This is a genomic window from [Muricauda] lutisoli (nom. illeg.) (genome assembly GCF_017313105.1).
In the GTDB taxonomy this organism is placed as follows: Bacteria; Bacteroidota; Bacteroidia; order Flavobacteriales; family Flavobacteriaceae; genus Flagellimonas; species Flagellimonas lutisoli.
In genome coordinates this window covers 996,558-1,018,561 of record NZ_JAFLND010000001.1, presented here as the reverse complement: position 1 = coordinate 1,018,561, position 22,004 = coordinate 996,558, and the positions used below count along the sequence as shown (strand labels likewise).

The following is a 22,004-nucleotide window of genomic DNA, read 5'->3' as shown; positions in this document are numbered from 1 at the left end:
TTTGAACACATGAAATTATTTAGGAAAATCAGACTAAAACTAGTGGAAACAAATCGGGTCAAAAAATACCTGCTCTATGCAACAGGTGAAATCATATTAGTGGTGATCGGAATTCTTCTGGCGCTCCAAATCAACAATTGGAATGAAAGCAACAAACAACAAAAGGAAATTGAAAATGCATTAATGGAAATCAAAAACGACCTCCTTTTAGATCAACAGGTATTGAATGAAGCTTTACGTATTAAACAAGAAGAATATGACATGCAGCAAACTGTGATAGACATTTTGGGCCAAAAGAAAGAGATGGTCAAAGGTTTTGATGAACTCTTGGGTCACTTAATGCTAAAACGCAATGTTGAATTCACCAAAAATGGATTCGAACTACTAAAAGATATGGGCATTGGCAAAATTGAAGACGATGCCTTTCGCATTAAACTAACCTCCTATTACGATCTTTCATTACCTAGGATTTATGCCGAAATAGATGATGATACCATGGAATTTCAAACTATTTGGCTGCCTTATGTCCGTGAACATTTTACAGATTGGTTATTTGGAATGTACGGGACACCCAAAGACTTTGAGGCATTTGTAAACGATGAATACATCCTGATCACTTTAAAAGTCAATTTAGGCAATGCGGAAGGAACCATAGAAGCCATGGAAAAAGCATTGCTCGAATCTTCGGAACTCGTTGCAATGATTGATGAAAAACTCACTGACCAATGATAAAATTCTTTAGAAACATCCGACAAAATCTTCTCAGCGAGGGGAAGACAGGTAAATACCTGAAATATGCCCTGGGGGAAATCATATTGGTGGTGATAGGGATCTTGATCGCTTTGGCCATTAACAACTGGAACCAAAACAGAAGCAACACCGCATTGGCAAATCTTCATTTAAAAACGGTATCCCAAAATATCAAGGAAGATCTTGCACAACTCAATTTCATGCATAAGTTTACCGACACTACCTTAACGTATTCCAAGAAACTTACCAGACAATTCCAGACATTGGATCCTATAGACGATAAAACAACAAAGTATATGTTTTACCTTTTACTGGAAAAGTCGACATCGCCCAATAAAAGCGGCATAGAAACCATTAACAATTCAGGTGAATTGTCCTTTGTGGATAAAGACATTCAGGATATGATCTTAAATTATTACACCACCCTGGATCATATTCTGGCTCGTGAAGAAATTTCCAATACGTTTATCAAGAATAGGTACGAACCCTATTTTTTTGAACATTACAGTTTTACCGTAAACCCAAAAACACGTTGGAAAACGGTTCAGGATTATTACAAAAAGGATCCAAGAACGCCTAAAACCCTTGACAGCACAAGTTTTTTAAACGACAATCCATTTGAGGCCATGGTTTTTGGAAGGCATTTTCAGATAAAACAACAACATGTGCTTTATAAAGAGGCGATAGACCAGGCCAATCAGCTTTTATTAAAAATAAATGCCAATGATCAAATTTTTTAGGAACATCCGCAAGTCGCTCCTCAATGAAGGCAAAACGGGCAAATACCTCAAATATGCCCTGGGGGAAATCATATTGGTGGTGATAGGGATTCTGATCGCCCTGCAGATCAACAATTGGAATGAAAACCGAAAGCTGGAAAACAGCAAGGTGAATTTGATGCTGTCCATAAAAAAAGAATTATTGATCAACCTGGAGACTTTAGAGGATTACGATAACGGTTTAAACCAAAGCAATTCCAAATTCAATAAAGTCCTCAGTTTCTCAGCAGGTAACACATCGCTGCCCACAGATAGTCTGAGGCAGTTTTTATCTCAAATGGTATATTCAATTACACTGTCCTTTTTAACTACCGTTCAAGAAGAAGCCATTTCATCCGGTAAATTTGAGCTATTGAGCGATAGCCTTAGGCAAAGGCTTTCCCTATTAAAGGATTATGCCAATTCAAGAAACTCCATCGCTGATCAGATTCAAAAGAATTACTATTACAACAGTACAGATGAGCTTGCAGCGATAATGGCCAAATTATCCATAGAACCACCTGTACCGGAGCGAATTAGAGCTCATCCCCTAATCCCCATGCATCCCGAATTTGAATTGGACGATGCCGCCCTTGTCACACTTATAAAAGAACCCGAAACCTATCTGGCGCTGAAAAGTCTTTATAAAAACTTTAGGGACGAAGAAATTTGGGTGAAATACGGACTCCTTTCCCTTACCCGACAATCTCTCGACCTAATTGATAAAGAATTGAATGAATTATGATAAAATTCTTTAGAAACATCCGCAAGTCACTCCTCAATGAAGGTAAAACCCGCAAGTACCTCAAATATGCCCTGGGGGAAATCGTTTTGGTGGTGATCGGGATCTTGATTGCCCTGCAGATCAACAATTGGAACGAGGATCGAAAAAATTCCCGGATGGAAATTCAAGTGCTCCGCGAGATATCGGAAAACCTCGGGGAGGATATGCTTTCATTGGAAAATGATGTGCATTTAAACCAAACTTCCATTGAAAATGTCCGTGCTATTGAAAAAGCACTTAAAAACAATGCTCCCCTTTCAGATAGTTTAATGCGTAGTTTTGGTTTTGTCACTTTTAGCGCCACTTATACCTTAAAATGGAGCGGTTATAAAAACCTTTCCAATATCGGGTTTCATATTCTTACCAACGACACCCTTCGAGAATCCATTACCAACCTATACGAAACCCATTATTCCTTTATCAAGGAACGGGAAGCTGCCGCTAAAAAAACCACCTACGAATATTTGATACCGAGGTACCTGGAATATTTTGAAGACCTAAAAACGGAAAGTGATCCTGTAGGAGCCGTTCCATCCAAACGCTACTCCCCCAAAAACTTTGAGACCTTAAAAGATGATTCAGATTTTTTAAGGCTGCTGCACTATAGTGAACAAATAAATCGGGACAATTTATACGACCTGAAGCTCACCTTGATGCAGATCAAAAAAACAAAAAACCTAATCGATGACCATCTTCACACCAATGATCAAACGCTTTAGGAACAGTAACAAAAGCCTCATCAAGGGAAGAATTGACCGGTCTGTGTACAAATACTTGGAAATCCTTTTATCTGCACCTTTGCTTTTGCAGAAATTTCAACGAACTTCAACATCCATAAAAACATCAACCCATTGAAAACAACCACCACCCTCCTGTCCTTGGCAATGCTGTTCTTGCTCAGCTGCCAAACCGATACAAAAGAAAGTTCCTCGGAAACCGCCTCCACAACTGAACATTTCACCTCCAACGATTACCAAGATCTAGTGGCCCTGTTCAAGGAATGGAGAACCTTCGAAAACCCTCCGCTGTTGAATGGAGCTCCCGATTATACCGCGGAAACCTTCGAGAAACGTTGGCCCAAGTTCAAGGAGCTGCAATCCAAGCTACAGGCCATAGATACCACCGATTGGTCCGTGGAGAACCAAGTGGATTGGATGATCGTGTGGGCCGAAATGAACGGCTACGATTTTAACCAACGCGTATTACAACCTTGGGTCCGCGATCCCGCTTATTACAAAGTGGTTTGGGAATACAAAAGCGATGTGCCCGCCCACGAAGGGCCCACCAATCACGGTACTACGGAACTGTGGACCTATACCTTTCCCTTATCCGAGGAGGAACGGGCCAGGCTCCTGACCGACCTACAGGTGATTCCGCCCTTTTATGCCCAGGCCAAGAAAAACCTGACCGGGAACGCCCGCGATCTATGGATCACCGGTATTCGGGATATTAAAAACCAGAGTGTGGTACTCACTGACCTAAAAGAAAACGATGCCATTACCAACGATGCCGAACTGGTGGCCGTAATCGATGAGGGTATAGCTGCTACCAACGACCTTGTTGAGTGGTTGCAGGCCGAATCCGAATCCAAAACCGGCCCTTCGGGCATTGGGAAGGACAATTACACCTGGTATTTGCAACATGTGCACCTCGTGCCGCTTACCTGGGAAGATGAGGTGATGATCCTAAAACGGGAGCTCGCCCGTGCGTGGGCCTCATTGAAATTGGTGGAGCACAACAACAGGAACCTACCGGAACTGGAAGCCGTGGACTCCCCCGAATCCTATGATAGCATGGCCGATGCCTCCGCCAAAAGCTTGATGGACTTTTTGGAGCAACAGGACATTGTTACCGTAAAACCGTATTTTGACCCCGCCCTGCGCGAGCATTTGGGGGAATTTATTCCCAAGGAAAAACGTAATTTTTTCGAGATTGGTGAGCATTACGATGCCAGGCCCCTCTACTCCCATTTTTACCATTGGTTCGAGCTGGCGCGCATGGATATCGAGCCCCATAAAAGTGAAATCAGGAAAGGCCCCTTGTTGTACAATATTTGGGATTCCAGAAACGAAGGGACCGCCACGGCCGTGGAAGAAATGTTTATGCAGGCCGGTCTGTACAACGATAGCCCAAGGGCCAAGGAGATCGTATATATTATGATCGCACAGCGTGCGGCCAGAGGTTTGGGCTCCTTATATGCGCACGCCAACGAGATGACCATGGAAGAGGCCGGGGGCATCCACAGCGAATACACCCCACGCGGTTGGATGAAGACCGAAAAAGAACTGCTCATTTTTGAGCAACACCTCTATTTGCGCCAACCCGGGTACGGAACAAGTTATATTACCGGTAAATATTTGTTGGAAGCCGCCCTGGCCGATTATGCCCGACTGCAAGAGCTGCAGGGTGAACCCTTTGTGGTAAAGGACTTTTTTGATACGTTGAACAGTATCGGCAACATCCCTATTTCGTTGGGGCATTGGCAAATGACGGGCTCCAAGGAGCATTTAAAGACGATTACCGACTAATCGCAGCATAAAACAAAAGGAAAGAGGGCCGTACAAGGCCCTCCCACCTTTCACCCATCACCCTTAACCCATCACCCTTCACCTTTAACCCTTCACCCATCACCCTTAACCCTTAACCCATCACCTTTCACCCATCACCTTTCACCTTCACCCTTTACCTTTTACCCATCACCCTTCAACCTTTCACCCTTCACCCTTTCCCCGTCTCACCTACAATCTCCTCAATACACTCCCACAGCACTTTAACACTGAAGAGCGCATACTTTTCTTTTTCATCAATAGGGTCGTTGGAAAAATACACGGCAATATCGTGCAGCAGTTTTAGGGATTTTACCAGATCGGGGCCATCCAAATAATTGGCATAGTCCAACAATTGTACTTGGGCCGGGGTAAGCATTTGGGAAATTTTGGGAGCGCTGTGCGCCTCCGCGCTACTGCCTTGTGGGCAGTTTTCTTGACCTTCTGTGTTTCGCATAACAAGAGTGGTTAAAATTAAAAATGAGGATAGGTCACCGCGAAACACATCAAAGCTACGCCCTGATTGGTCTTCGGGACTTGCACCCGTTTGCCTACCCTGTATCTACTATTTAAGACATGTTGAGGTTGGGAGAGGTAGTAAAATAAAGATGTGTTTCGCACTCCAAATATACATTTTATCCGGAAACGGAAAACAGGGGTGCGTTGATAACTTCTTACAACTCCTTTAGTTGACTTATTGTTTTTGAAGGAAATTTCGGTGATATTAGGTAGCTGTTAATCAAAAGCAGCGCTATTACTCCGATTTGGGGAGTATAGCAATGTAATTTGCGTTTCTATAAACATGTTGTAGTTTATTTTGAGAAAGATGAAAGAATATCTATGAACAAAAAACAATTTAAGAAGGAAATTGCTGAAAATGCATACAATGTTGGGTTCGGGGCAAAAAAACATTTTGCTTCTTATGACATACTGACCAAGCTTCCGAATTGGATAAGTTTTACCGGATTGGCTATTGGAATAATACAAGTGGCATATGCTGAATTTTCAAATCAAAAAGAAATATCTGTATTACTTATTATTATTTCAATCGCAGGGCTTTATATAAATTTTTCAAATAAAGAAATCAATACGTATAAAAAAGCAGGTGAAGAACTTACTCAAATTTACAACAAACTCAGACAACTATATTTGAATGTTGAAGCCAGTGAAAATGAAAAATTTAAAGATGAAAAAAAGGAACTTGATAACTTATTAGAATCCTATTATAATACTTCAATAACAAAACAAATATTTCTATCACAATGGTATGCTCATTTTAAATTCTTTTATGAATTCCAAATAGATTGGTTGGACAAGGAGTTACACTTCAAATTCTGGAAGGATAAATTTCCAAATTCACTTAAATGGTTGGTCTATTTCATAATTTTTATAACAATCGTCTTTATCGCTATAAACACACTTCCTAATATTTATGAATACTTCAGAAACCTTTAAAACTTTTGTTGATAACTTGAAAATATCAAACAAAGATGATATTTCATATAAATACAATCGAATAACAAAAGCTTTAAATAAATCTTTTTATAATGAATTAGATAGTTCTACAATACATTCATTACAAGTAGGCAGTTATGGAAGAAAAACGGCAATTGATGGAATAAGTGATTTAGATATGATATTTGAAATATCTGATGCTGATTTCAAAAAATATGATTCAAGAAAACATAATGGTCAATCGGATTTACTTCAAGATACAAAAAAATCGATCCAGAAAACTTACTCAAATACTGACATAAGAGGAGATGGACAAGTTGTTGTCGTCGATTTCAACAATTACGTTATTGAAGTTTGTCCTGCAAACCTACAAAGTGATAATTCATATAAATATCCAGATTCCAAAAATGGAGGAAGCTGGAAAATAACTAAACCAAGACAAGAAATATCAGAATTAAATTCATTTAATCAAACCACATCCCAGAACTTAAAAAACTTGTGTAAAATGACAAGGACTTGGAAAAATAAAAATGGTGTTAAAATGGGAGGTTTATTAATAGATACTTTTTGTTATAATTTTTTAAAAGAAAATGAAAACCATCATTCATCTACTTATTCAAATTATGATGAATTAGTTAGAGATTTTTTTCAGTATATGTCTGAACTTTCTAAAGAACAGAAATTTTGGTATGCGCCTGGTAGTAATCAAAAAGTTTATAAGAAATCTGATTTTCATTCAAAAGCTAAAAAAGCATTTAATAATGCGGTAGAAGCTATTGACAAAAAAGAAAATAAAACAGTATATGGAATTTGGCGAAAAATTTATGGCTACAAGTTCCCATACCCAAAAGAAATTCTTGAAAACTCTGAAAACTATACAGACAGTGAGGAGTTTATTGAAAACCAATATCCTGTTGATATAAAATATAATTTAAATATTGATTGCCTGGTAAAACAACAGGGATTTCGAGACGATTTGTTAAGTAGAATAAAAATACTGAGAAGCACAAAAAAATTGAAATTTTATATAACTGAAAATGAGGTGCCACAACCATACCAAGTGAAATGGAAAGTAAAAAATTTGGGGCCAATTGCTAAAAGAAGAAATATGTTTAGAGGTCAGATTCTAAACGATAAAGGAAAAGAAATTAGAAATGAAAACTCAAATTTCAATGGAGAACATTATGTGGAATGCTATATTATTAAAAATGGAGTTTGTGTAGCTACTGATAGAATTGATGTGCCTATTTCGATGTAAAAAATTATAACAAAAATTATCACTAAGAAATAGACACTAAATCTGCTTTAAGTAAATAAAATAAATTAGAAGTCACTGTTTAACTGAAAAGTTAGGGCCTAATTATTCCTGCGCTTATACAAAACCGTTAGCTGTCAATTTGAAATATGAACATTCTTAATTTAAAAAGAGTATTTATTCACGAAGTCGGACATTTTATAGCCCGTGAATTAAATTATAAACATTATAAAATCGGTCTTGGAACTGAACAAATTTATATCGAGCCTTGTAGGTTGCCTGATACTACTGATTACTCTGGAGGAGCAACAGCAATAAAACCCAAAGGATATATTGAAAATGGAGAAGTTCAAAATCCGACAGAATATATGGCTGTCATCCTTTATGGCTGTGTTCTTCAAACCTTATATTTAAAATCAAAAGAAGACATTGGATTTCGTACGTGTTTTAATATTGGAAATTTAGCTAACGGAAAACTAGATGCATTGGAATTTAGGGCAATGGAAGAATATTGTACAGGGCCAAAAAGAAAAAAAATTGTGGAATTTATTGAAAAGGAATATTTAAGTAACCTTTTTACTGACCAAAATCATTTAAAAAAGCTTTTTGAACTAGACCCATTAAAATTTATCGACAACAGGAATGATAAACTTTATGTTAATCTTCCTTTATTAAAACAAAGTTTAGAAGAATTTATGACCGAGCACCTAGAATATTATTCTGTATTTGTAAAAACCATTAAACGAATAGAAAATGGGAAATAACAAATACTATAATCCATTGCCTGCTCCTCCCCTAAACCAAATGCCCCGCTTTTAAGAAACTAAACACGCATAGCCGAGGCCGTTGGCAACAATATGAAAGAACATCTAATGAAAAACTTAATTTTTGGAATTTTATTTATCTCAACTTCTGTTTTTGGACAGGAGTTTAATTTTGATATTCACAACACATCACTTGCTGAATATATAAAAATGGAAGAAAGTTTGGGAAGTGAAAAAACCCCAACAACCTCTAACCATGTTTCTTTTAGCGGAGAAGCACAACCAATTAAATATTTAAGAAAAGAGAAAGTTATTCCTGATTTAACTGCTTTCTACTTTTTCAAAAAAGCGGATTCAACAATGTCTTACGTTCTCTACGAATGGGACGTTTCAAATTTTGAGAAACAAGACAATAATCAAAAATCGGAGAAATTTCAAAAAGCCTTAATTGCAAAATACAAAGGACTCAAAAAAGAAATTTCAAATGAGTTCGGAAAACCAGAAGTAAAGAAGAATTATTCCAATATAAGTCGATTGGATTCTATAAACACTTTTGTAGAAAGCTCAACTTGGAAACCTAATGACAGTACCGAAATAGAAATGTACGCAACAGTTTCCAACTATTATGAAAAGAAAGGTGCAGTGACCATTAATCCAGTTCATAGGATAAGACTTTACATCAGGAATCAATCAAAGGAAAAGGAAAAAGAAATTCCAAAACTTGACGAGAAAAAGCTGACTGAATTGGAAAGAATAAAAACGGACTTTTTCACTGCTTTAAGTGCAAGGGATTTACCCAAATCAAAAGAGTTTTTATCAGACCTGATAATTGAAAAAGTTACCGATGAACAAATTAATATGCTGATTGACAATATCAATTTTGATAGACAAACGGAATTAATTTACAGCGGAGTTCAAATGGGAATTGACGGAAGTATGTTCACACTGCTTCAGTATAAATATTCGGACGACAATTCAAGTCCGCCAAGTGAAATGATAAAATTGATTTTTGACGACAAAGACAAAGTTGTAGGAATACAACCAATTAAAATGCAAAGTAAAATAACCGATTAAAAAATACTGTGCCCAACCTTGACTATAATTTTAAAAACAAATGAAATATATCCTTATTACAACATTCCTTATAAGCAATTTTGCTTATTCACAAATGTATTCGAGTCAAGTTTTCAATTATGACGACAACATAACCTTTCAAATTACCAGACTTAAAGGCTCAGCAGATAGAGGTATTGGGTATACTCCGTTGAGAGGTTATACTTCTTATACATTTTATCTGAAGTTCACCAATAATTCGGATCAACCAGTTGAAGGTAATTTAAAGGATATTTACTTGGCAAATCCAAAAACAAAAAGAAAATACGACCTGAAGTGGTTTAATACTGCAGGTATTGGTTCCAAAATGAAGCCTACCTTTGAACTAAAACCCAACAAAAGCAAAAAATTCATATTGAATTACGTCTACGAAATAAATCAGAGAATCTACTTTTTGATCAATGACAAGTTGACTTTAATCAAAGCAAAAAATGAGATTTAACCCTTTCTATTCCATGCTCATATTGTTCGTTTTGAACATTAGCTGTGCGCGGTACACAATATACAGTGACGCTTTGGTAAATGAAAACCTTGTTTTTAAACCCGAAAGTTATTCAAACACAAAATATGGGGCTCCACCTGGAACGGATTTTATCACTATAACCTTTACAATAATCAACAACTCCGAAAATGGTATTGAAATAGATTTTGATGACCTTAACTTAATTGATAGTCAAAATAACATCCGTAGGGTGGAATTTGTTCAAGGTGCTAGAGATGATACAAATGGCAAAATTTTCTTAATGATCGGAGGTAATGAAAGAATAAATAAAAAAATCAGTTTTTTAATTGACGAAAATTATTCCGTTAATGGGCTACTTTACAAGAACACAAGAATAGAATTAAACATATAATTCACTAACCCTGGTTATAACTCATTGCTCCTCCTCCCCCTAAACTAAATTCCCTACTTTTAAGAGAACATACCAATGAAAGACTATCTCATCGATTTTGAAGATCATATCAATTTAACCGTAAAACAGTTTATTGATTTAATCAACAAAACTGAGGGAATAAAACTGAATCAACTTAAAGTTAAAGATCTTAGTTACTTTAATGAACAGCCTATTTTACCTGGTCACGGAATATATATTTTCAAAACAGAAGAAAAAATTCTGTTGATTGGAAAGGCTAGATCAAATTCTTTTACCGAAAGGATTTCAAAACATTTTGACTTTAGGCCTAAAGCATGGTTTAACCGTCTTCTATTTATAACCTGTAGAGAGCATTTTAAAAAAGAACTAACTGAAGAAAATTTCAAAGAAGCTTCAAAGTATGTCTTCGACAATGGAAGTTTAATATTAGTAAATATGAAGAATCCTAAACAGATTGATCAGTTTGAAAATATTCTGCGCGGAACAACAGAAACTTTAAACAAATTCAAAAGGAAAAGATATAACGATAACATTATACTTGGAGAAATTAAATAGGTCTGCACCTATCAATAGCCATAACCCATTGCCCCCTCTTCCACTAAACTAAATTCCCTATTTTTAAGAAACTAAACACGTATAACCACGACCATTACCTGTATTTTATGAAAAATATTCTGCTGCTAGTATTTCTAGTTATTTCTGTTAGTTGTAAATCTCAAGAAACAAGGGAAACCGAAAAAATAAATGTGCTGTTTATTGGAAATAGTTTGACCTATTACCACGATATGCCCGAAACTTTACAAAAAATGTTGAATGAGACCGCCTCTAATTTTAACATTGAACAAAGTACATTTCCAGGAATGTCATTGGATTGGCATTTGAACAACATCATTGAATCAAGAACCGAAGATCAAATCAATACGCGAAGAAAAACAGCAGGTGAAAAGACCGAAACGGAGATTAAACTATCCGAAAAGGACTGGGATGTTGTAATTCTACAAGAAGGGACCGTTAGACTATTAATTCCGGAGGCCAAAGCATACAAAGTCGAAACCGCAATTGAAGAAATAAAGAATCGAATTTCAAATCCAAATTGTGAGTTTATTTTATTTAAAACTTGGCCGTCAAAAAAGGAATATCCAAAACAATACTGCTATTCCAAATGGGCGATTGATCATACATTGGAAAATGATGAGTATTGCTCACCAGAAATAGCGAATTTAGAACAGGAAATGGCTTTGATCAACGAGTCGTATGATTTGTTGGCCGAGAAATATGAACTCACAGCATCGGACAATGGGAACAAATTCTACGAAATATTGACAGAGTATCCTGAACTCAGTGTGTACGGGGACAATATCCATCCCAATACAAATGGTGCTTTTTTAAACGCTTGCATTTTTTATCAAATGCTAACAGGTAAAAAAGCTTCCGGACTAAAGTTTAACGGAGAAATTGAACCAAAAACAGCGGGGTTGTTAAAAAAGATAGCAGAATAATAACTTATGGTGACATTGGCTATAACCCATTGCCCCCTCTTCCACTAAACTAAATTCCCTATTTTTAAGAAAACAAGCACCCAAAGGTCGAAATCATGGCCAGGAATGCTGTGCCACATTCCTCCGGCATCCAATCCATTTAAAATCATATCTTTAGGGAAACCAACCTCCTATGATCAAGTTCTTCCGCAGCATCCGTCAGCGATTGCTTTCCAAAAATAGGTTCAGCAAGTACCTCCTCTATGCCATGGGCGAGATCATTCTTGTGGTAATCGGAATATTGATTGCATTACAGATCAATAATTGGAATGAGGCTCAAAAAAATCGAGCCTATGAAGTAAAAATGTTATCGGAAATCAAAAGAGGATTGATCGGAGATCAAATTAATTTACAAGAGCAAATCCAGGCTTATGAAGTTCTTAAGAATACGGCAGATAAGTTTACAAGTTTGACTCAAAATATGGTTGTTTTCCATGATTCCATGCAAACCGAATTATGGAATTTAAATATTGGAAGATATTTTCAGTTTAATACTGGACCATATGAAGCATTAAAATCTTCCGGAATAGATCGTGTATCCAATGACAGCTTACGGAATCACTTAATAAACTTTTTTGATTTCGAGTTAATAAAATTTAGAGCACAAGTTGACCATGCAACAAGGCGTTATAGATCCAATGTTGAGCAATTACTCGCCTTACGTGAAGACCCGTACATTGACAATAAAAACAATTGGGTAGTTAACAGTATTCCTAACGACATCTTACAAAAACCTGAATTTATTTGGCTTCTCGCGGATATTGAGTGGAGAGCAACCAGTGCAAAAAATACCATCGAAAAATTTACTCCAAAAATCAATGCCCTATTACACCAGATTAATGATGAAATTGAAAATAAATAATGTAAGCACTAACCAATGATAAAATTCTTTAGGAAAATTAGACAAAAGCTGCTTACTGAAAATAAATTCAGGAAATACCTGTTGTATGCCATTGGAGAAATAATTCTCGTTGTTATCGGAATTTTGATTGCTTTACAGATCAATAATTGGAATGAAGACAGAAAAGAATTCAGAAAGTCCAAAGCGCTATTGGAAGAGTTTAGAAGAGACCTTGCCAGAGATACAGTGGAAAGCAATTACGTTACAGGTAAATTAGCACGTCAGATAAAAATTGAATCGTGGGCGCTTAATATAATTTCTTATGACACCAGTCAAATAGACAGCTTAAAACTTGTCTTTTTAGGTCCGTATTATCAACAACCCATAACAGTAAGAACATTTAATAAACTACAGAATTCTGAAAACCCCAATCTCTCTGGTTTTGAAAATTTACAAAACAATCTCACGAAATATTACACCGACACTAAATATCTTTTAGATGCGTACAATGAAGAGGAGAAACATTACGCATTTTACAGTGAAATAAATCAGGTCATTCGTAAAAAATCAGAAATAAATTTAAGCGGTTTTCCAATGTTACCTATTGGAAAAGAACAGACTGAAGACCTAATTGCCTTTGCTCAAAGTGTTGAGGGAAGAAATTTTATTAAGGAAAATTATATCCACAGGAAAGGTATGCTAGAATACTTTAAGCGAGTAAAACAAGAAGCACAGGAGTTGATACAGCAAATAAATACCAGCTTGGATGTTAAAAAATAACGAAACCCTGTAGCAATAACAAACACCGATACCCAATGAAAAAAACAAAACCTATTCTTTTTGCATTGTTATGTACGCTGATTTTTACATCGGAACTATTTTCCCAAACCGATAAAGAGCAAATAGTATCCATTAGAAAGGCTTCCAATTCAGCATTGAAGTCGTATGATACCAATGAAGTACTTTCTTATTTAACGGATGATGCATTGACCACCACAGGCAATGGAACGCTCTTATGTGGAAAAACGGAATTGGAAAAATATATTTTAGCGGGTGGAACAAGTAAAATGTATTGGGTGCGGGATACCAAAGACATTATAATCAATGCTAAAAGAGGCTTGGCCTGGGAAACTGGGATTTGGAACGGATATGACCCGGAAAAAGGGGAAGCTTCCATAGTCAACGGGAATTATTCGGCCATGTGGACCAAAGCGTCCGGTGTGTGGAAAATTAAATCACAGCTTTTTGTAACACTGGGTGAATAGTAAAGCACCACGCCCTAACCTTGAATATTTTAATACCCTCCTCCTCCTAAACTAAATTCCCTACTTTTAAGAAAACAAACAACCCAAGGTCGGCATTATGGCCTGGACGGTGGTGCTCACTGGAAAACGAACACATATGGGATATCGAAAAACGTCTAAATTCTTTTGTTGCATTGTAGTGTTTTTACTGTTCGATGCGGTTTTGGCCCAAGAACCCAAGCACGAAAAAATGGAGCAACTAAGCTTCTTGGTCGGAGAATGGGTGGGCACATCCAAAACCTACGAAAATGGGGTGGTCACTAAGCAAGGTGCTGCATACGAAAAGATCTCCTATGATTTGGACAGGAGCATCCTGGTAATTGAGCTGAACACTGAGTTTTTGCAACTCCATACCATCATCCTTTATGATGAAGCGGAACAAACATATTACTACTACCGATTTTCCAAAGAAGGTGCCGCTAGATACCCTGCCGAATTCAAGGAAGGTAAACTCATCGTGTGGAGAGATGAAAAGACCCGGTTTTTTTTCGGCAGCACTCCAGAGGGAGGCTTTATAGAATATGGGGAACAATGGATCAATGGAAATTGGACAAAGAACTTTGAAGATAATTTTAAGAATACTCAGTAAATTAAATACTTGATACAATTAAGGACATAACCCTTTGCTCCCGAATCCAATCCATTAAAAATCATATCTTTAGGGAAACCAACCTCCAATGATCAAGTTCTTCCGAAAAATCCGCCAACAACTACTCGCTGAAAACAAGTTCGGAAAATACCTGACCTATGCCATTGGGGAAATTGTATTGGTGGTCATTGGGATTTTATTCGCACTACAGATCAATAAATGGAAAGAGAATAATGAGAATTCCGTGTTCGAAAGAAAGGTTATTGCATAATTGTCAATTGATGTAAGAGAAGATATTAAAGAAACGAGAACCGCATTGGATTCTTTAAAAGCAAGCCAAAGGTCTTCTTTTGTTATAGAGCATGTCTTAACAAACAAAACCGCATATCACGATTCGTTGAACAAGCATTTTGCCCATGCATTGAGATTATGGTCCTTGTCACCAAATAACACGGCTTTTGAAATGGCCAAAGAAAAGGGCATGTATATGATCACCAATGATTCCATTAGATTTTACAGTGCAAAGGTAAACGGTTATATATTCGATTACATTCGCGTTGTGGAAGATAGGTTTCAAGATTATAAGTCAACAGTAGTTTTACCACATATTCAACCGCTCTTCACTTCCTATGGCTTTGTTACAATGCAGCCCGTAAACTTCGACGAATTACAAGAAGACCCAACGTATTTAAGTATCATTAGATCCATAATTTCGATGAGGGCCAGGTACGGCAACGCACTCAATGCCAGATATAAACAGGTAAGCAAGTTGGATAGTTTGATTAGAACAGAATTAAAGAAACCTAAAGTATAATGAAAACACAACTAACCGAATAATAAATTACAGATGCAAAAAGTAAAATACAGGTACATACTAATTGGGGTTGTATTATTGACAATTCTTTCATGTAAATCCAATTTTAATTTAAAGTGGACGAATGAAGAAGCACCGGAATATTTCACAGCAAAATTTGAAACTACCAAAGGTGATTTTGAAATCGAATCGAGGAGGGAATGGTCGCCAGTTGCTGTTGATAGACTCTATCAATTAATAAAACACGAATACTATACGGACATAGCCATCTTTAGGGTACTTCCTAATTATGTTGCCCAATTTGGAATCCACAATGATAGTACAATTACATCATCCTGGAATAAGGTGAAAATAAAAGATGAGCCGGTACTAAAAGCCAACACACAAGGTTCGGTAAGTTTTGCCCGTGGAGGACCGGAAACCAGGGGAACACAATTGTTTATTAATCTAAAGGATAATTCCCCTCGTTTAGATACTATTTCATTCATGGATGTAAAGGGGTTTCCAGTAGTAGCCCAAGTCATTTCAGGTTTTGATATAGTAGAATCATTTTATGATGGCTATAAAGCCGAATTGGATGATAAGCAGGATGTGATTACTGCACAGGGCAATTCCTATTTAAGGAAAAATTACCCCAAATTGGATTATATACATAAGGCATATATTTCAGAAGAGCAATAAAACAAGAAAGCTTGTAATACATCGTAGTGTTTAAACACTTTCAAATCCAATTCATTAAAAATCATATCTTTAGGGAAACCAACCTCCAATGATCAAGTTCTTCCGTAGGATCCGTCAGCGATTACTTTCCGAAAATAAGTTCAGCAAGTACCTACTCTATGCCATTGGGGAAATAGTGCTTGTGGTCATTGGTATTTTGATTGCCCTACAAATCAACAATGCAAATGAAGTTTCAAAACAGAAACAGAAAACAAATAACTACAAAACAACCTTGATTACCGAGCTCAAAGCTGATTTAACCAGACTTAACGAGTTAGACACTATATGTCGGAGAAAGCAGGTCGACATAAATAATTATCTCTCATATTTCAAAAAGCCGGATAAGGAAGTTAGGACAGTAATCCAGAGAATGGAAAATGTTATTTATTACGGTGACTTCTACCAAAGCATTGTATTTACCATTGACGACATTATTAATACGGGCAACCTAGAACTTTTTAATAAAGAGATCAAACATGCCATTTTGGAATTTAGAGCCACTCAGGAATTTTATGATAAAAACAGGGACGAAGTGGTACAAAAATGGGTCTTAAGCAATCTTGAATTTGAAAAAGCGGTGGATATGCTTTCATTTAATGAGCTTCCAACCGATGAATTCAAAAACCCGAAAGACTGGAGATTTGATTTAAACTCGGAACAATACAGACTATTTAATAATATGGCATTGACCGCTTTACGAACTTATTATTTCCGAACCGATCAAAACAGTAAGGTAAGACAGGGTATAGAAAATCTACTTAACGTATTGGAGAAGGATTAAACTAACAAAGGACGACTAGACTAAGGGTAGAAATGATGGCTTGCCACCCAAGCTTGACTGAATTCCCTACTTTTTAGACAACATAACCATAGGTCTAATTCACTGCCGGGACCGTTGCCAGTAATTAGTATCGATGCTTGAACATCAAACCATAAAATCCAAACGACATGAAAAGAAAAGAGTTTCTACTAGGATCAATACCAGCGGCTGCAGGTTTTTGTTCATTGGCCTTTGTTCCAACCACACACTACGAAAATGATGCCGAATTAGTAGCACAAGTAAAATTGCTGAATGGATTGGACAATGATTCATTTAGTTGGATTTGGGGCATATTAAAAGGTGTTTCAGACGAAGAACTTGATTGGAAAATCAATAAAGAAGCCAATTCCATCCGCTGGATCATAGGCCATCTGATTTGGTTTGAAGAATGGGCGTGCGATGCCATAGAAGAAAAGGGATTGTACTTAATCAAAAATCAACCTTCCACTTCCTTTCAGGCCGATACCCTAGAGGAAATGAAGACAAGGTTTACCAAAGCTCACGAAAAGTACAATGCATTGGTTCAAAATCTGACCGTAGAACAAATAAATAGACCATCACAGTATCTCTATAACGATTACGACAAAAAAAGAGCTGAGGTGGACCTCAAAACAATTCTGGTTATCCATGCCACCCATTTTTTTGGTCATTTATATCAGATTCGAATGATCAGAGGGACCTATAGCAGGGTCAACAAAACGGATAAGGCAAAATTTGATAAGTGGTAATTATTCTTTTGTCACGATACGTTGGACATGTTCAAGAACAAAAGATATGCTACGGAAAATACAGCTAACATTCGCTATCGTTCATTTTCCTTTTGTGCCACACCAAAATAAAAGTATTATCAGCCACCGATTTCCAAGTGGCACCATAGCGGAAATTTTGCACCTCATCCCTTGAGCATCCAATTCATTTAAAATCATATCTTTAGGGAAACCAACCTCCAATGATCAAGTTCTTCCGGAAAATCCGCCAACAACTACTCGCAGAAAATAAGTTCGGAAAATACCTGACCTATGCGATTGGCGAAATAGTGCTTGTGGTCATTGGGATTTTGATCGCATTGCAAATCAACAACAAGAATCAAGAAAGAATCAATAGAGGTTACGAACTTACCATGCTTAGGGAAATTAAGGAGGCCCTGGATAAAGACATCAACAACATGGAGGACGGACTTAAAGCTCTTGAAGATTTAAAACAAAGCGTTATTGTATTGGCAACTGTTCGAAATGGATCAACTTACCCTCACGATTCACTGGTCTACCATTTTAACAATGTAAGCGAAGGAGGTATTGCGGTTGCAATCAATTATAGTCCGTATGAGTCCATCAAGTCTACAGGATTGGATAAAATTTCAAATTCCGAACTTAGAAACAACATTACGAATTTATACGAGGTAAAATTAAAAGCAGTTGAGTTTTGGGTCAATGAATTTATTAGAAGACAACTGTATAAAAAAAATGATTTGGTCGCTGCAATATTTGAGAAAGAAATTGTCCCCGACACAACAAATGGTATAAAAGTGGAATATATCATAAATCATGAGTTGATCCATACCAACGATCAATTCGATGACTTCCTGGTTGTTTCCGGTGATTATATCCCCATTGCCGTTAGAAATATCAGTTACGCAATAAAAGAAATGAAATCCCAGGCAAAAGAAATAACATCAGAACTGGAAAAAAACTAAGGACTATGATTGAAACATTGGAAGACTATGCATTGATCGCTGAAATAATATCAGCGGTCGCCATTATTATCTCTTTGATATTTGTTGGTGTTCAAATCAAAGCCAATACAAAAGCAACACAGGCATCAACTTTTCACGAAATTGCAGCTTTGGACATCAACATACTTCTCAATTTTAGTAGTTCCCAAGAACTGGCCCGAATAATCACAACATTTAGAGATGATCCGGATTCCTTGAACGAAGAGGAACAAAATCATGGTTTTTACTTGTTCGGTTCGGAAGTTCGGCACGTCGAAAATTTATTTTTGCAAAACGAGAACAAAATGTTGAGCGCCAAAAATTGGCAGTCTAGAAAAGCACTGGTCGATGGAGTTGTACTCTCCGCTGGATTTGGAGCTTTGTTAAAACATCCGTTCAGCAAATTTTTTGATGGCTCTTTTATAGAATATGGTAGGATTCAAAGAAAAAAACATGGGATAAAAGAATGATGTGGACTGTCAAAATAGTAAAGCATTATATCCAATAATAGCCTTAAGTAATTGTTCCCTCCTGCCTTGAACTAAATTCCCTACTTTTAAGTAAGCAAACAACCAAAGGAATGGTTTCGTACTGTGGCCTTGGCTCGCTGGAAAATCGTACCGGCCGCCAATCGCAAAGAATCCATAGCCAAGACTGTTTCCATACATTTGTTTAAAATGAGGAATATGATAAACCTAAAAGGATTATTAAAATTTCTTCCCACCATAGGAATACTGGTGTTCATAGGTATTTACATTTATGCTTCCAAACTATACCCCGGAGGTTCGCTGACAGATATCAATTCAGCAGGTTTTGATTGGCTTAATAATCATTGGTGCAACTTAATGCGCGAAAGTGGTTTGAATGGAATTCAAAATCGAGCAAGACCCGTTGCCATTGCCGGTATAACCATCCTTTGCAGTAGTATGATCATCTTTTTCTTTCAATTTGCAAATCACTTTGAAAAAAGCAGAAGTTGGAAAACAATAATTAGGATTTCAGGTACTTTGGCAATGTTATCCGCAAGTTTCATTTTCACCAAATACCATGATATCATGACGACCATCTTAAGTGTATTTGGTACTTTGGTAATCATTGGAATGTTACGGGCACTGCACAAAAACCAGTTGACCTTTTTAATGGTGATGGGAGTGTTTTGTATAATAATTGTTGGGTTGAACAACTTCTTCTACTACAATGAAAATCTAACTCAATATTCCCCTATCATTCAGAAAATTGCTTTTATACTGATACTTTCTTGGACGGTTTGCCTTAATTTAACCATCAATAAAAGTGTGCTAAAACAATTGCAATGATGCATTGTTTACTCCTTCCTTAAAATAAATTCCCTGCTTTAAAAAAAAGATAGGGAACTGACGATCATCATTACTTAATAGGGTTTGAATTGATAATTTTAAAGGTTGTTTAAACAATTAACTATCAATTAATTACAACCTATTATCAGTCATGAAATACAATACCATTATCATAGGAGGCGGACTGGCAGGATTAACCGCTGGAGCGACGCTCACAAAATTTGGAAAGAAAGTTCTTTTATTGGAGCAGCATCACAAGCCTGGTGGCTGTGCAACCACATTTAAACGAGGAGATTTTATTATAGAAGTTGGTCTACACGAAATGAGCGGGCTGACCGAAAATGGTTCATTAACGCGAATATTTAAAATGCTCGACGTAGAAAAACATGTGGATTTTGAAAAAGTACCTGAGTTTTATGGGGTGGTTTCCGACAAAGAGGATTTTGTAATGCCTCATGGATATGATGCAGCTACCAAGGCATTGATAGATAAATATCCTGAAGAAAAAAAAGGCATCAAACATTTCATGAAGTTGATAGCAGGAACCCGGAAGGATGCCACCAGTCTTCCACGTTCACCTTTGGTACAAAAACTGATCTATCCATTGATGCCATTGCTTTACCCTAATCTTGTAGAGGCAACCAAACATACCGTTGGGTCTTGGTTGGATAAGTACATTACCAATGAAGATGCGAAATTAGACCTCATAGCTCATATTGTTTATTGGGGAGATGACCCTTATACATTATCCATGTTCTACTTTGCCGTACCATTTTCGGGCTTTATTGAGAATGGCGGCCATTTTGTAAAAGGTGGGTCACAACAGCTTTCCAATTACCTTGCATCCTATATCGAAAATAACGGTGGTACCGTACTCTTGGGTAAAAAAGCGGAAAAAATCATCACGGAAAATGGCAAGGCAACCGGAGTTATGTTTCGTGATAGCTTTAATACGAATTCAGAACCCGTTACTATTTTATGTGATAATGTGATAGCCAATTGTGCCATTCCTTTGGTACCATCGATGTTGGATGAGCCTTATTCGACCCAGCTCGAACAAAAAATAAGCTCAAAAACCAATTCATGTTCGCTGTTATGCATGTATCTCGGCTTCAATACCGATGTGGAAAAGTTTGGCGTAAAATACTATTCGAACGTTTTTCAAGGGGACGGTGTAATGGCCTTAAAGGATATTAAAAATAACCATCATGGTGATTGGGCCAAACGTAGATTCATTTTTGTGGACTATAACAAGGTAGATGCTGGACTTGCACCACCTGACAAATCTGAAGGTGTGATTTGTACGGTTGACTATATTGAAGACTGGGATACTTTAAGCAAAGAAGAGTACGATGCCAAAAAAGAAGAAGTAGCCCAAATTTTATTGCAACGTTTGGAAAATCAATATCCAGGAATCCGAAATAGTATAGAGTACTACGAAGTATCCACATCCATGACCATTGAACGCTATACCCTTAACCCAAGCGGTTCGGTCTATGGCTACGCTCAAACTAAAGACCAGATAGCAAATAAGCGATTTAGAAACAATTTCTTGATCCCCAATGTATACTTTGCATCGGCATGGGCTTTCCCAGGAGGTGGTTTTGAAGGATCAATTCAGGGAGGTTTCTTGGCCGCATTACAAATGAACCAAGATAAAATTTGGTCAGAATGTGATGATGAAAAGTATGTTGATGACAGGGTGGTTCAGTTGATGGAACGCAAAACAATAGATGACCATATACTGGAATTATCCTTTGCTAAACCAGCCTATTTTGAAAACCTGAACGGTGAGCATGCTATTCTAGAACTTATAAACCCAAAAGAATCAACACTGGATCTACCGTATCGCTGGCTTCCGATAGATTCCAATGGAGAGGACAAAAACGTAAGATTCCATATTAAAAAGGATAACAGCAGCTTCTCTAAAAGTTGCGAACTTATCGATATTGGGGATAAAGCTATTGTGTACGGACCTTTGGGATAATTAAAACAGTAAGAAAGCACAACAATCTTAATAATGATTTAAAATAGCTCGGATTCAAAAAATT

At 37.0% G+C, this 22,004-nt stretch carries 27 protein-coding genes; 26 read left to right on the top strand and 1 reads right to left on the bottom strand.

Features of this window, described 5'->3' with window-relative positions; all coding sequences use genetic code 11:
* Positions 1–9: 9 nt before the first annotated feature.
* From J0X13_RS04790 to J0X13_RS04770, 5 genes are all read left to right on the top strand, one after another.
* Complete coding sequence (locus J0X13_RS04790; protein ID WP_207070301.1) at positions 10–729, top strand: DUF6090 family protein; 720 nt, start codon at positions 10–12, stop codon at positions 727–729.
* Positions 726–1,490, top strand: coding sequence for a DUF6090 family protein (locus tag J0X13_RS04785; RefSeq protein ID WP_207070839.1), 765 nt, complete (start codon positions 726–728; stop codon positions 1,488–1,490). The genes J0X13_RS04790 and J0X13_RS04785 overlap by 4 nt, the downstream gene beginning before the upstream one ends.
* On the top strand, positions 1,474–2,253 hold the full coding sequence (locus J0X13_RS04780) for a DUF6090 family protein (RefSeq protein ID WP_207070300.1): 780 nt from the start codon (positions 1,474–1,476) through the stop codon (positions 2,251–2,253). Before J0X13_RS04785 ends, J0X13_RS04780 begins: the two co-directional genes overlap by 17 nt.
* Positions 2,250–3,011, top strand: a complete 762-nt coding sequence (locus J0X13_RS04775) for a DUF6090 family protein (protein ID WP_207070299.1) — start codon at positions 2,250–2,252, stop codon at positions 3,009–3,011. The genes J0X13_RS04780 and J0X13_RS04775 overlap by 4 nt, the downstream gene beginning before the upstream one ends.
* Positions 3,012–3,143: 132 nt before the next feature.
* The gene (locus tag J0X13_RS04770; protein WP_207070298.1) at positions 3,144–4,820 is read left to right on the top strand and encodes a hypothetical protein; all 1,677 of its coding nucleotides are present in this window, start codon (positions 3,144–3,146) and stop codon (positions 4,818–4,820) included.
* Positions 4,821–5,010: 190 nt separating this feature from the next.
* Here J0X13_RS04770 and J0X13_RS04765 read toward each other — a convergent pair whose 3' ends face one another.
* The gene (locus J0X13_RS04765) at positions 5,011–5,295 is read right to left on the bottom strand and encodes a hypothetical protein (protein ID WP_207070297.1); all 285 of its coding nucleotides are present in this window, start codon (positions 5,293–5,295) and stop codon (positions 5,011–5,013) included.
* A gap of 383 nt (positions 5,296–5,678) precedes the next feature.
* Between J0X13_RS04765 and J0X13_RS04760 the strand changes: the two genes are divergently transcribed.
* The 21 genes from J0X13_RS04760 (at position 5,679) to J0X13_RS04660 (ending at position 21,940) form a co-directional block, all read left to right on the top strand.
* Positions 5,679–6,293, top strand: a complete 615-nt coding sequence (locus J0X13_RS04760) for an SLATT domain-containing protein (RefSeq protein WP_207070296.1) — start codon at positions 5,679–5,681, stop codon at positions 6,291–6,293.
* Positions 6,271–7,551, top strand: coding sequence for an SMODS domain-containing nucleotidyltransferase (locus tag J0X13_RS04755; protein ID WP_207070295.1), 1,281 nt, complete (start codon positions 6,271–6,273; stop codon positions 7,549–7,551). Before J0X13_RS04760 ends, J0X13_RS04755 begins: the two co-directional genes overlap by 23 nt.
* A gap of 146 nt (positions 7,552–7,697) precedes the next feature.
* Entirely contained in the window at positions 7,698–8,312 is a 615-nt protein-coding gene (locus J0X13_RS04750; protein ID WP_207070294.1) for a hypothetical protein, read from the top strand.
* Between the two features lie 108 nt (positions 8,313–8,420).
* Positions 8,421–9,386, top strand: a complete 966-nt coding sequence (locus tag J0X13_RS04745; protein ID WP_207070293.1) for a hypothetical protein — start codon at positions 8,421–8,423, stop codon at positions 9,384–9,386.
* A gap of 40 nt (positions 9,387–9,426) precedes the next feature.
* The gene (locus J0X13_RS04740) at positions 9,427–9,867 is read left to right on the top strand and encodes a hypothetical protein (protein WP_207070292.1); all 441 of its coding nucleotides are present in this window, start codon (positions 9,427–9,429) and stop codon (positions 9,865–9,867) included.
* A 73-nt stretch (positions 9,868–9,940) separates the two neighbouring features.
* Positions 9,941–10,279 (top strand): hypothetical protein, encoded by a 339-nt coding sequence (locus tag J0X13_RS04735; protein WP_207070291.1) that lies wholly within the window; start codon positions 9,941–9,943, stop codon positions 10,277–10,279.
* Positions 10,280–10,354: 75 nt separating this feature from the next.
* Positions 10,355–10,855, top strand: a complete 501-nt coding sequence (locus J0X13_RS04730) for a hypothetical protein (RefSeq protein ID WP_207070290.1) — start codon at positions 10,355–10,357, stop codon at positions 10,853–10,855.
* A 107-nt stretch (positions 10,856–10,962) separates the two neighbouring features.
* Complete coding sequence (locus J0X13_RS04725) at positions 10,963–11,799, top strand: SGNH/GDSL hydrolase family protein (RefSeq protein ID WP_207070289.1); 837 nt, start codon at positions 10,963–10,965, stop codon at positions 11,797–11,799.
* A 247-nt stretch (positions 11,800–12,046) separates the two neighbouring features.
* Entirely contained in the window at positions 12,047–12,700 is a 654-nt protein-coding gene (locus J0X13_RS04720) for a DUF6090 family protein (RefSeq protein ID WP_207070838.1), read from the top strand.
* Positions 12,701–12,715: 15 nt separating this feature from the next.
* A complete protein-coding gene (locus tag J0X13_RS04715; RefSeq protein WP_207070837.1) occupies positions 12,716–13,459 on the top strand; it encodes a DUF6090 family protein in 744 nt (247 codons plus the stop codon).
* A gap of 35 nt (positions 13,460–13,494) precedes the next feature.
* Positions 13,495–13,944, top strand: a complete 450-nt coding sequence (locus J0X13_RS04710; RefSeq protein WP_207070288.1) for a nuclear transport factor 2 family protein — start codon at positions 13,495–13,497, stop codon at positions 13,942–13,944.
* 97 nt (positions 13,945–14,041) lie between these two features.
* Positions 14,042–14,572, top strand: coding sequence for a hypothetical protein (locus J0X13_RS04705; RefSeq protein WP_207070287.1), 531 nt, complete (start codon positions 14,042–14,044; stop codon positions 14,570–14,572).
* A gap of 88 nt (positions 14,573–14,660) precedes the next feature.
* Positions 14,661–14,843 (top strand): DUF6090 family protein, encoded by a 183-nt coding sequence (locus J0X13_RS04700; RefSeq protein WP_207070836.1) that lies wholly within the window; start codon positions 14,661–14,663, stop codon positions 14,841–14,843.
* A gap of 192 nt (positions 14,844–15,035) precedes the next feature.
* Positions 15,036–15,386 carry a hypothetical protein gene (locus tag J0X13_RS04695; protein ID WP_207070286.1) on the top strand — a complete coding sequence of 117 codons (351 nt, stop codon included), beginning with the start codon at positions 15,036–15,038 and terminating at the stop codon, positions 15,384–15,386.
* 33 nt (positions 15,387–15,419) lie between these two features.
* A complete protein-coding gene (locus J0X13_RS04690; RefSeq protein ID WP_207070285.1) occupies positions 15,420–16,067 on the top strand; it encodes a peptidylprolyl isomerase in 648 nt (215 codons plus the stop codon).
* 88 nt (positions 16,068–16,155) lie between these two features.
* Positions 16,156–16,887 (top strand): DUF6090 family protein, encoded by a 732-nt coding sequence (locus tag J0X13_RS04685; RefSeq protein ID WP_207070284.1) that lies wholly within the window; start codon positions 16,156–16,158, stop codon positions 16,885–16,887.
* 167 nt (positions 16,888–17,054) lie between these two features.
* Positions 17,055–17,654: a DinB family protein gene (locus J0X13_RS04680; RefSeq protein WP_207070283.1), complete on the top strand. Its 600-nt coding sequence runs from the start codon at positions 17,055–17,057 to the stop codon at positions 17,652–17,654.
* A gap of 221 nt (positions 17,655–17,875) precedes the next feature.
* Complete coding sequence (locus tag J0X13_RS04675; RefSeq protein WP_207070835.1) at positions 17,876–18,619, top strand: DUF6090 family protein; 744 nt, start codon at positions 17,876–17,878, stop codon at positions 18,617–18,619.
* 5 nt (positions 18,620–18,624) lie between these two features.
* Positions 18,625–19,107 (top strand): hypothetical protein, encoded by a 483-nt coding sequence (locus J0X13_RS04670; RefSeq protein ID WP_207070282.1) that lies wholly within the window; start codon positions 18,625–18,627, stop codon positions 19,105–19,107.
* Positions 19,108–19,323: 216 nt separating this feature from the next.
* Positions 19,324–19,953: a hypothetical protein gene (locus tag J0X13_RS04665; protein WP_207070281.1), complete on the top strand. Its 630-nt coding sequence runs from the start codon at positions 19,324–19,326 to the stop codon at positions 19,951–19,953.
* 151 nt (positions 19,954–20,104) lie between these two features.
* Positions 20,105–21,940 carry a phytoene desaturase family protein gene (locus tag J0X13_RS04660; protein WP_207070280.1) on the top strand — a complete coding sequence of 612 codons (1,836 nt, stop codon included), beginning with the start codon at positions 20,105–20,107 and terminating at the stop codon, positions 21,938–21,940.
* Positions 21,941–22,004: the final 64 nt, after the last annotated feature.

Bases quoted from the DNA above. Each gene is read 5' to 3' on its own strand.
- J0X13_RS04785 (WP_207070839.1), top strand. From the start codon at position 726: ATGATAAAATTCTTTAGAAACATCCGACAAAATCTTCTCAGCGAGGGG.
- J0X13_RS04745 (WP_207070293.1), top strand. From the start codon at position 8,421: ATGAAAAACTTAATTTTTGGAATTTTATTTATCTCAACTTCTGTTTTT.
- J0X13_RS04675 (WP_207070835.1), top strand. From the start codon at position 17,876: ATGATCAAGTTCTTCCGGAAAATCCGCCAACAACTACTCGCAGAAAAT.
- J0X13_RS04690 (WP_207070285.1), top strand. From the start codon at position 15,420: ATGCAAAAAGTAAAATACAGGTACATACTAATTGGGGTTGTATTATTG.
- J0X13_RS04695 (WP_207070286.1), top strand. From the start codon at position 15,036: ATGGCCAAAGAAAAGGGCATGTATATGATCACCAATGATTCCATTAGA.
- J0X13_RS04665 (WP_207070281.1), top strand. From the start codon at position 19,324: ATGATAAACCTAAAAGGATTATTAAAATTTCTTCCCACCATAGGAATA.
- J0X13_RS04780 (WP_207070300.1), top strand. From the start codon at position 1,474: ATGATCAAATTTTTTAGGAACATCCGCAAGTCGCTCCTCAATGAAGGC.
- J0X13_RS04790 (WP_207070301.1), top strand. From the start codon at position 10: ATGAAATTATTTAGGAAAATCAGACTAAAACTAGTGGAAACAAATCGG.
- J0X13_RS04755 (WP_207070295.1), top strand. From the start codon at position 6,271: ATGAATACTTCAGAAACCTTTAAAACTTTTGTTGATAACTTGAAAATA.
- J0X13_RS04740 (WP_207070292.1), top strand. From the start codon at position 9,427: ATGAAATATATCCTTATTACAACATTCCTTATAAGCAATTTTGCTTAT.
- J0X13_RS04725 (WP_207070289.1), top strand. From the start codon at position 10,963: ATGAAAAATATTCTGCTGCTAGTATTTCTAGTTATTTCTGTTAGTTGT.
- J0X13_RS04670 (WP_207070282.1), top strand. From the start codon at position 18,625: ATGATTGAAACATTGGAAGACTATGCATTGATCGCTGAAATAATATCA.
- J0X13_RS04705 (WP_207070287.1), top strand. From the start codon at position 14,042: ATGGCCTGGACGGTGGTGCTCACTGGAAAACGAACACATATGGGATAT.
- J0X13_RS04685 (WP_207070284.1), top strand. From the start codon at position 16,156: ATGATCAAGTTCTTCCGTAGGATCCGTCAGCGATTACTTTCCGAAAAT.
- J0X13_RS04715 (WP_207070837.1), top strand. From the start codon at position 12,716: ATGATAAAATTCTTTAGGAAAATTAGACAAAAGCTGCTTACTGAAAAT.
- J0X13_RS04710 (WP_207070288.1), top strand. From the start codon at position 13,495: ATGAAAAAAACAAAACCTATTCTTTTTGCATTGTTATGTACGCTGATT.
- J0X13_RS04760 (WP_207070296.1), top strand. From the start codon at position 5,679: ATGAACAAAAAACAATTTAAGAAGGAAATTGCTGAAAATGCATACAAT.
- J0X13_RS04660 (WP_207070280.1), top strand. From the start codon at position 20,105: ATGAAATACAATACCATTATCATAGGAGGCGGACTGGCAGGATTAACC.
- J0X13_RS04750 (WP_207070294.1), top strand. From the start codon at position 7,698: ATGAACATTCTTAATTTAAAAAGAGTATTTATTCACGAAGTCGGACAT.
- J0X13_RS04775 (WP_207070299.1), top strand. From the start codon at position 2,250: ATGATAAAATTCTTTAGAAACATCCGCAAGTCACTCCTCAATGAAGGT.
- J0X13_RS04765 (WP_207070297.1), bottom strand. From the start codon at position 5,295: ATGCGAAACACAGAAGGTCAAGAAAACTGCCCACAAGGCAGTAGCGCG.
- J0X13_RS04680 (WP_207070283.1), top strand. From the start codon at position 17,055: ATGAAAAGAAAAGAGTTTCTACTAGGATCAATACCAGCGGCTGCAGGT.
- J0X13_RS04720 (WP_207070838.1), top strand. From the start codon at position 12,047: ATGGGCGAGATCATTCTTGTGGTAATCGGAATATTGATTGCATTACAG.
- J0X13_RS04700 (WP_207070836.1), top strand. From the start codon at position 14,661: ATGATCAAGTTCTTCCGAAAAATCCGCCAACAACTACTCGCTGAAAAC.
- J0X13_RS04730 (WP_207070290.1), top strand. From the start codon at position 10,355: ATGAAAGACTATCTCATCGATTTTGAAGATCATATCAATTTAACCGTA.